The sequence below is a fragment of the Mesorhizobium sp. genome, assembly GCF_005063415.1.
In the GTDB taxonomy this organism is placed as follows: domain Bacteria; phylum Pseudomonadota; class Alphaproteobacteria; order Rhizobiales; family Rhizobiaceae; genus Mesorhizobium.
Window position 1 is genome coordinate 249 of record NZ_SUEG01000185.1, and the last position, 8,719, is coordinate 8,967.

The 8,719-nt window shown below is 63.7% G+C and carries 7 protein-coding genes and 1 pseudogene; 2 read left to right on the forward strand and 6 right to left on the reverse strand.

Going from position 1 to position 8,719, the window contains the following annotated elements; translation table 11 throughout:
* Both E5W70_RS28700 and E5W70_RS28705 read left to right on the forward strand, forming a co-directional pair.
* On the forward strand, positions 1-916 hold a 916-nt coding region (locus E5W70_RS28700), incomplete at its 5' end, for a VWA domain-containing protein (protein WP_292664678.1).
* Positions 916-1,803, forward strand: coding sequence for an amidohydrolase (locus E5W70_RS28705; RefSeq protein ID WP_292664679.1), 888 nt, complete (start codon positions 916-918; stop codon positions 1,801-1,803). The genes E5W70_RS28700 and E5W70_RS28705, both read left to right, overlap by 1 nt.
* Positions 1,804-2,037: 234 nt before the next feature.
* Here E5W70_RS28705 and E5W70_RS28710 read toward each other — a convergent pair whose 3' ends face one another.
* The 6 genes and pseudogenes from E5W70_RS28710 to E5W70_RS28735 form a co-directional block, all read right to left on the reverse strand.
* Positions 2,038-2,445, reverse strand: a complete 408-nt coding sequence (locus tag E5W70_RS28710; protein ID WP_292664680.1) for a carboxymuconolactone decarboxylase family protein — start codon at positions 2,443-2,445, stop codon at positions 2,038-2,040.
* 236 nt (positions 2,446-2,681) lie between these two features.
* Complete coding sequence (locus E5W70_RS28715; protein WP_292664681.1) at positions 2,682-4,178, reverse strand: sugar ABC transporter ATP-binding protein; 1,497 nt, start codon at positions 4,176-4,178, stop codon at positions 2,682-2,684.
* On the reverse strand, positions 4,178-5,236 hold the full coding sequence (locus E5W70_RS28720; RefSeq protein ID WP_292664684.1) for a hypothetical protein: 1,059 nt from the start codon (positions 5,234-5,236) through the stop codon (positions 4,178-4,180). Before E5W70_RS28720 ends, E5W70_RS28715 begins: the two co-directional genes overlap by 1 nt.
* Positions 5,233-7,356 (reverse strand): SMP-30/gluconolactonase/LRE family protein, encoded by a 2,124-nt coding sequence (locus E5W70_RS28725; RefSeq protein ID WP_292664682.1) that lies wholly within the window; start codon positions 7,354-7,356, stop codon positions 5,233-5,235. Before E5W70_RS28725 ends, E5W70_RS28720 begins: the two co-directional genes overlap by 4 nt.
* Before the next feature lie 84 nt (positions 7,357-7,440).
* Positions 7,441-8,466 carry a sugar ABC transporter substrate-binding protein gene (locus tag E5W70_RS28730; protein WP_292664683.1) on the reverse strand — a complete coding sequence of 342 codons (1,026 nt, stop codon included), beginning with the start codon at positions 8,464-8,466 and terminating at the stop codon, positions 7,441-7,443.
* Between the two features lie 59 nt (positions 8,467-8,525).
* Positions 8,526-8,719: pseudogene (locus E5W70_RS28735) on the reverse strand (ABC transporter permease); the annotation flags it as partial.

Genomic DNA, 8,719 nt, shown 5'->3' on the forward strand with positions numbered 1-8,719 from the left:
GAGCCATTTCTATGGGGACGGAGAGGCGCTGGTCGAAGGCGACAGCGACGAGGAAACCCGCATCAAGGATGACGGCGAAACCAGCGAACAAGAAATCGAGGTGGTTCGCCAGGAGCAAGGCGGCGAACTGTCTTCGGCCAGCGAACAGTTGAGCGTCCGCGAGTTCCAGCGCGATGGCGACAGGCTTGCCGCCTTCCGCCGCAAGCTCGCCACCGCTTTGCCCGCCCGCCGTTCCTTCCGCACCGTGCGCACGAATGCACGCGGCAAGCTCGACCTGCGCCGCTCGCTGCGCGAAATCGTCAGTGCCGACGGCGATATCCCCTCGCCGCTGCTGCGCCGGCGGCAGACAGTGCCGCGCAAGCTTCTCATGCTGATTGACGTGTCCGGCTCGATGAAGCTCTACACATCGGACTATCTCAAGCTGGCACACGCGGCGGTGCAAGGCGCCGACCGGGCGGAGGTCTTCACTTTCGGCACACGGCTGACCCGTATCACCTCGGCGCTGCGCATTCGCGACCGCAATCAGGCGCTGGCCCGCGCCGCTGCCCAGGTCGACGACTGGGACGGCGGCACCCGCATGGGACCGACGCTGCTCGCCCTCCTCTCGGTGCCGCGCTTCTCCGCTTTTGCACGCGGGGCGGCGCTCGTCATCCTGTCGGACGCGCTGGAGCGCGGCGACCATGCCGAGCTGGAAATGGCGATGCGCCGGCTGAGCGCCCGCGCCTTTCGGCTTTCGCTGGCGACGCCGCTGGCCGGCGATCCACGCTTTCGGCCGGCAACGGCGGCACTTCGCGCGATCCTGCCGGTGCTCGACGATCTGGTCGACGGCTCCTCAATCGCCGGTCTCACCGAGTTCATCCTGTCGCTCGCCCGCCCAGCTCCGGCGGCCGCGGCAATCTGGAAAAGGGTTTTGTGATGCAGAAGGCGATCGACGCGCATTTCCACATCTGGCGCCAAAAGGACCAGCCCTGGCTCGTCGGACCGATGGTGCCACGCATCTTTGGCCCTTACGAGCCGATCCGCCGCGATTATCCGATCGAGGAATTCCTCGCGGACCAGCAAGGCTCGGGCGTCGAGAAGGCGATCTATGTCCAGACCAACTGGGCCAAGGAAGATTTCGAAAAAGAGGTCGCTTTCCTGCAGAAGACCGCGGAAGAAACCGGTTGGCCGCACGCCATCGTCGGCTATGCCGACATGACGGTCGACGATGTGCGTCCCCAGATCGACCGGCTGAAAAAATATCCGCTGTTGCGCGGCGTGCGTATGCAGCTGCACTGGCACCAAACGCCGGCCTTCCGCTTCGCCGCCTCGGCCGATCAGGTCATCGACCCGAAGGTGCGGGCCAATGTCGCCCGGCTGAAGGATTACGGCCTATCCTTCGACCTGCAGCTTTTCCCGGCCCAGATGAAGGATGGGCTGACGCTTGTCGGCGAGAACCCCAAGACGAATTTCATCCTCACCCACGCCGGCATGCTGACCGACATGGAGCCGGAGACCACCGAGGCGTGGAAGACCGGCCTGCGCACGCTGTCAGCGGCGCCCAACCTCTATGCAAAGCTGTCCGGCCTCGGCACCTTCGTCCACCGCAACGACCCGGCGCTGATCAGTTATATCGTCGACGCCGCCATCGACATCCTCGGCAGCGACCATTTGATGTTCGGCTCGAACTTCCCGATCGAGAAGCTGTGGACCAGCCATGCCGAGCTGATCAGGGCGCACAGGAAAGCGGTGGGCAAGCACGGCACGGCGGCAGAGGCCGATATCTTCTGGAACACGGCGGAGCGGGTCTACCGGCCGGTGTGAGGCGCGCAGACCTTCCCTTCTCTCCCTGTGGGACAAGGTGGATCGGCGCGTAGCGCCGAGACGGATGAGGGGTGCTGGAAGAAACTCGGCGGAGGAAATCTCGGCGATTTGAAGCACTTACGTTTCCAAGCTAACGATCCTTCCGGCACCCCTCATCCGACCGAGCTTCGCTCGGCCACCTTCTCCACAAGGGGAGAAGGGAAGGCGCCGCGCCGCCCCTCACCTCACCTCACCTCACCTCACCTCGAACTGAGTATCGACCGGGATCTGCATCGCGGTGACCATCTGGTTGGTCTGCCCGGCCAGCCCGATGATCGACACCAGTTCGCCATGCTGCGCGTCGGTCATGCCTTTGGCCCGCGCCGCCGCCGTATGCGAGTGGACGCAATAGGAGCAGCCATTGGCGGTCGAGACGGCGATGTAGATCATCTCCTTGGTCAGCGGGTCGATGGCGCTCTCCGCGACCATCACCGCCTTGAGCTGCTCCCACACCCGCTTCAGCGAGACCGGATCATTGGCCAGCCCGCGCCAGAAATTGTTGACGAAGTCGGATTTGCGCGTCGCGCGGATGTCGTCGAACACGGCCTTCACGGCGGGAATCGCCTCGACCTCGGCATCGGTCATAAGTCTTGTGGTGGCCATGGGCAGGCTCCTTTTCGTTTGAATCATCATGCGAGGTCGTTGAATCAGGTCTTGAGAAAAGGCGGCTAATCGCCTCGGATAAATCAGCAATTGACGCGCTGAGGCAAGGCCTTGAAGGCCGGCCGAAGCCCCTCAACTTCGTCATCCCTGGGCGAAGCAGGAGCGAAGCTCCGTCGCGGCGACCTAGGATGACGAGTGGACTGGCGACTCGGCCAATTGTCGACGTACGCATCGCCCTAATGCACCGCCGCATACATGATCTTCTCCTCCGTCGCCTCGGCCGGCGAGAACTCCTCGACGATGCGGCCTTGCCGGCAGACCAGGATGCGGTCGGACAGGTTCATGATCTCCGGCAGGTAGGACGAGATGACGACGACGGCCAGGCCCTCGTCGGCGAGCCGGTTGATGATCTGGTGGATCTCGGCGATGGCGCCGACATCGACGCCGCGCGTCGGTTCGTCGAAGATGACGATGCGCGGCTTCTGCACCAGCCCCTTGCCGATCACCACCTTCTGCTGGTTGCCGCCGGAAAGTTCGACCACCCGCGCATTGTCGTTGATCGCCTTGACGTTCAGCGTCTTCGTCCATTCGGCCGACAGCGCCCGCATCTCTTGCGCATTGACCACCCAGCTCTTTTCCCGTCCAGCCGCCAAAAAGCCGCCGAACAGGTTCTCGGCAACGTCCATCGTCTCGAAAATCCCCTCGCTCTTGCGGTCTTCGGTGACATAGACGATGCCGTCCGCCACCGCCTCGCTCGGCACGAGATAACGCACCGGTTTATCGTCCAGCTCGATGGTGCCGCCGCGCAGGAAGTCGCGCTTGTAGATGCCGGAGACGATCTTGAATGTCTCGGTGCGACCCGAGCCGATCAGCCCGAAGACGCCGGTGATCTGGCCCTCGAAGATCGAGAAGGAATTGTTGCGCACGACATTGCTCATCGAGATGTCCTGCACCGACAGCACCTTCTTGCCGGCCCTGCGCAGCCTGGTCTCGTCGCGCTGGTTGTAGAGCTGTCCCGACAGCGTCCGCCCGACCATGGCGGCGACGATCCTGTCGCGATCGAAAGCGGCGGTATCGTCGGTGATCACCAGTTCGCCGTCGCGCAGGATGGTGATGCGGTCGGCGATATCGAGTGCCTCTTCGAGCGCATGGCTGATGAAGACGATCGACACACCCCTTGCCTTGAGCCGGCGGATCAGGGCGAAGAAGTGCCGCTTCTCCTCCGGCGTCAGTGTCGCCGTCGGCTCGTCGAAAATGATGATCTCGGCATTGTGGTGGACGGCACGCGCGATCTCGACCATCTGCCGCTTGGCCGCGCCCAGCGTCGCTACCATGGCGTTCGGGTCGACGGGAAAGTTCAATGACTGCAGGAACTGCTGCGCCGAGATGTAGGTGCCGCGCAGCCGGTTGAGAAAGCTCTCGGTGCCGAGATAGAGGTTCTGCGCCACCGTCATCGACGGCACCAGGCTGGTCTCCTGGAACACCATGGCGATGCCGGCTTCAAGGGCTGCGTGCGGCGAGGCGTAGGCGATCTCCTGCCCGTTGTGGAACATCTTTCCCGATGTCGCGTCGACGACGCCGGCGATGATCTTGGTCAGTGTCGATTTTCCCGCGCCATTCTCGCCGAGCAGCGCGTGGATCTCGCCCTTTCGCAGCTCGAAGCTGACATTCTTCACCGCAGGCACGCCGCGATAGGTCTTGGTCACGTGCTCCAGGCGGACGATGGGTTCCATCAGCGATGCCCTTCGGAAGCCATATCGATGGCCAGCAGGCAATCGCCGCCTTTCGAGGCAATGAACAGGCGGCCGTCTTTTTCCACCACGCTGCAAATGCCGTGGCGCGTGCCGTTGGCGCGGCTGTGCAGGCTGTACTGCGGCCGCATCTCGCGGTCGAGCCTGACCACCAGCCCGTAGGAGCGGCTCGGCGACCAAGGCTTGTGGATGCCCATGGTGCGGATGCCGCCGCATTGCAGCGGCTCAAGGAAGCTGCGGTTGGAGGCGAGTGCCGGCGCGATCCAGTGCTGCGGCAGCACTTGCGCCAGCATGTCGTTTCGATAGTGCGTTTCCTGCAGCACGAATTCGATCAGACGGTTGCGGGGCGCAAACAGCGTCAGCCAGGCGCCACCTTCGGCGGCAGTCGATAGGCGCGAGGGGTAGCCGGGGAGATGCGCCAGCAGCGTCGAGCGGCTGCCCGTCGCGCCATCGAAGCGGATAAGTTGGTGCCGCCAGCTCTCGCTGACCAGCACATCCTTGCCGGTTGGATGCAGCCCATAGGAAAAGGCGATGTCACCGGCGACCTTGCGGAATTCGCTGCTTGCCGGATCGCGCTTCCACAACGAACCGGAAGCGCCCTTCTTCATCAGATCGGCGGCCCATTGCGACGGCCCGTGGTCGGCCGAGCCATTGGCCAGCCAAAGCGTGCCATCTTCTGCGTAGGCGAGTGCTGTAATGCAGCCGATCCCGGCCGGTAGGGCGACTTCCCTGCCTGCAATCAACAGCCTGCCGCTTTCGAGCCCAACCGTCAGTTCGCCGGCGGGCGAGCGCGCGAGCGCGGTGACTGCGGCCGGAAATGTCTCGACCAGAACAGGCGCGGCACCGGCGGCGACCCTGTAGATGGCGTTGCCACTGGAGGCCAACAGCCGGCCGTCGGCAACCAGCAGATTGTCGGGCTCGGTCAGGCCAGCAAAAGCCGGAGCATCGTCCAGCAGCGTATTCGGCCTGAAGGCGCCATCGAGCGGCGGGATGGTCACCGCCTTGCCGCGAAAGATGTCGAGGATAGGATCCAGCATTATGGCTTCGCTCCCCAGTAGGAAGCGGGGCTGGTCCAGTTCGGATCGGCACCGGCAATCCGGTAGCGGCCGATGCGGTTGTTCAGGATGCCGCCGACGAACAGAAAACCCTTGTGCTCGCGCATTGAGGTGACCATCGGATGCGCGGCGCCCGACAGGTCGCCCATCGCTTCGACGATGCCGCCCTTCTCGTTGAATTTCACCACACCGCCGGTGTTGATGTTAGGGAAGAGCCATTCGTCCTGCGGCAGCCGCCGCGTCATGCGCTTGCGCATGTCGGGATGGCGCAGCGACAGGTCGAAGCTCGGCGTGCGCATGCCAAGCCAGGCCATCCAATAGTTGCCGTCGGAGGCGCGGTTGATGTTGTCGGGATAGCCCGGCATGTCGCGGATGACGCATTCGGCGCTGCCTGCTTTCGGCCCTTCCAGCCAATAGCGGTGCACGCGGCAGGCCCAGCTTTCGGCGAAGAACAGCGACTTGCCGTCATGTGCCATGCACACGCCGTTGGTATAGCGGTAGCCGTCGAGCAGCGTCTTGGTCGAACCTTCCTTCGGGTCGTAGACGAGCAGCCGCCCGGTGGCACGGTTCTCGATCGAGTCCAGCGCCCAGTCGTGCGCGTCATAACGCTTGGTGGAATCGGTGAAGTAGATGCGGCCGTCCGGCGCGATGTCGCAATCATTGGGGTCGCGCAGCCGCGCATCGTCGACGATCGAGGTCCAGGAGCGCGACGTTTCCGCCGAAAGCCGCTTCACCTCCCGCTCCGGCGAGACCGAATAAAGGCCCATCGCGCCGACGCAGCTGATCAGATTGCCTGTTTTGTCGAAGGCCAGGCCGAGCGGGAAGCCGCCAATATGCGCAAAGACCTCCGAGCGTTTGTAGTCCGGCGCGAAGAAACGGACGATCTCGCCATGCCTGGTGCCGCAATAGAGATGGTCGTCGCGGTCGAGGATGACGTCTTCCGGCCCTTCCAGCTCGCCGAGCCCGATATGGTCGGCCTCCGACAGCCGATTGTCGAGCTCGTAAGGGGTGCCGGAGCCCGGTGCCGCCGACTGCGTTGTCGCCATCTTCAAATAGACCGGTGCGACATAGACCTCGTCCAGCACCTTGTGGCGGTTCTTCAGCCAACGAATGTCGATGGTGACGGCGACGGCCAGCATGATGCCCAGCACCATCTGGTTGGTGCCCGTGCCATAGCCCAGCCGGATCAGCCCGTTGGTCATCGTCAGCACGATGATCGCGCCCATCAGCCCCTTGATCACCGAACCGCGGCCGCCGCCCAGGCTGACGCCGCCGACGACCGCCGCGGTCAGTGCCATGACCTCGAGGTTGAGGCCTGTGCCCGGCCCTGCCCCGCTCAGCCGGCAGGCGATGAGGAAGCCGCCGAGCGAGGCGCAGAAGCCGGAAAACACATAGGTCATGAACACGGTGCGCCGCACGCGGATGCCGGCATTGTGGGCCGATCGCCGCGACCCGCCCACCGCCTGCACATGCCAACCGGGCCGCGAGCGCGTCAGCGCGACATGGGTAATGATGGCCAGGATAATCGCCGCCCACACCGCAACCGAAAGGCCCCAGAAGGTGTCGTCGCCGATGAAGTCCAGCACATCCGACGTGGCATCGGAAAGCTGGACGTCGGCGGCATAGGTGGTGACCAGTATGTCGAACAGCGCCCGCCCGAAAATGAAGGTGACCAGTGTCGTCAGGAAGGCGCGCAACCGGAAATAGCCGATCAGATAGCCATTGATCGCGCCGAACAGCAGCCCGGTGGCGATCGAGGCGGCGAGCGCCAGCCACACTGATTGTTCGAGGATGAAAAAGACGAACACGGCCGAAAAACAGGACAGCGCGAAGATCGAGCCGACCGAAAGGTCGATGCCGCCGCCCAGCATGACCACGGTCATGCCGGTGACGACCAGCGAAAATTCGCCGAGCTGGCGGGTCGATTCCTGCAGCGACATCGGCTTGAAGAAGCCGGGAATGATCGAACCGAACACGCCGAGCGTCGCCACCAGCGCCAGGAACGGAATGGCGTTGTCGGTCCAGCGTTTGCTCAGTATCTCGCCGACAAGGTGGTCGGGCACGAGATTGTAGCGCCAGGATTGAAGGCGTTCGCGAAAGGACATCGGTTGCTGCTGCCACTCAAAGAGAGAAAGAGGCGGCCGAACCCGGTCCGGCCACCTCGTCGATGCTTGGAACGGACCCGCGGTTTACTTGGCCGCAGCTTGGGCTTGCAGTGCTTTCAAGTCCCAGCAGCTGTCCGGCTTGAGGTCGGCCTTGGTCGTCGCCTTCTCCAGCGTGTAGATGTAGGTGTGCGAGGTGCCGGCCGGCTGGCCACTCTGCAACAGGAATTTTATGACGGCGTTCATGTCGCCCGACTGGCGGGCAAGGTCGGTCATCACCACCGCGCCATAGGTGCCGTCCTGCAGCTTGTCGCAGTCGGCGGTTTTCTCGCCGCCGCCGGTGGTGACCAGGGACACCTTGCCCTCGAGCTTGGCATCGCGGATCGCAGCAGATGCGCCGGTCGCGTCGCCGTCCCAGAAATCGATGATTGCGCAGATGTCGGGGTTCTGCTGCAGCATCGTGGTCGTCACGTTGCGCGAGGTCGTCGCATCCCAGTTCGAGTCAGGCTTGGCCACGACCTTGAAGTCGGGGTTCTTGTCCAGCACCTTCATGATGCCGGCATACTGGTAGAGGCTCGACGAGTTGGCCTGGTCGCCCTGCACTAGCCCGATCTTCTTGGAAGAATTCGGCCCACAACCCTTGATCGCCGCTTCGGCTTCCAGCTGGCCGAGCCGATCCCAGTCGCTGCCGACAAAGGCATCGGCTGGGAAGTTCGCCGGATTGTCGACCAAAAGCACATAGGTGCCGGCGGCCTGCGCCTTCTTCATCAGCTTCGCATAGGAGTTGAGGTCCGGCGAGTGGATGATCAGCACGTCCGGCCTGGTGTCCGACGAGATCGCGTCGGTTATCGCCTGCGCGCCCGCATCGACCACCCAGTTCGGGTCACGCGTCTCGAACACGCCGCCCCAGGCCTCGACCTCCGTCTTCAGGTAATGCGCCCAGCCCTGTGCCAGGTCGAAGCCCATCGCCATCGGCACCAGCATCACGCGCTTGCCCTTCAGCGCTTGCGAATAGGCGGCCGGACCCGGATCCTCGGCAGCGAAGCTTGGCGCAACGAAGGCGGAGACGGCAAGCGCTGTCGCGGCAGCCATAAATGTCCTGATGATTTTCATGTCACATCCTCTGGGTTGGTCGTTGTCGTTCGCGGCCGGCCCCAACCGTTCGCGTCAGTCTAGATATCGCCTTGCTGCGCAGTCTGCTCGTCGCGCGGATTGATGAACCCATCGACGATGATCGCGGCCAGCAGGATCGCGGCCTTGATCAGGTTCTGATAGAGCAGCGGAATGTCGATGATGGTCATGGCGTTGAGCAGGATGCCGATCAGCGCGGCACCCACCAGCACGTTGCGCACCCCGCCCCCTGTCT

Bases quoted from the DNA above. Each gene is read 5' to 3' on its own strand.
- E5W70_RS28705 (WP_292664679.1), top strand. From the start codon at position 916: ATGCAGAAGGCGATCGACGCGCATTTCCACATCTGGCGCCAAAAGGAC.
- E5W70_RS28710 (WP_292664680.1), bottom strand. From the start codon at position 2,445: ATGGCCACCACAAGACTTATGACCGATGCCGAGGTCGAGGCGATTCCC.
- E5W70_RS28715 (WP_292664681.1), bottom strand. From the start codon at position 4,178: ATGGAACCCATCGTCCGCCTGGAGCACGTGACCAAGACCTATCGCGGC.
- E5W70_RS28725 (WP_292664682.1), bottom strand. From the start codon at position 7,356: ATGTCCTTTCGCGAACGCCTTCAATCCTGGCGCTACAATCTCGTGCCC.
- E5W70_RS28730 (WP_292664683.1), bottom strand. From the start codon at position 8,466: ATGAAAATCATCAGGACATTTATGGCTGCCGCGACAGCGCTTGCCGTC.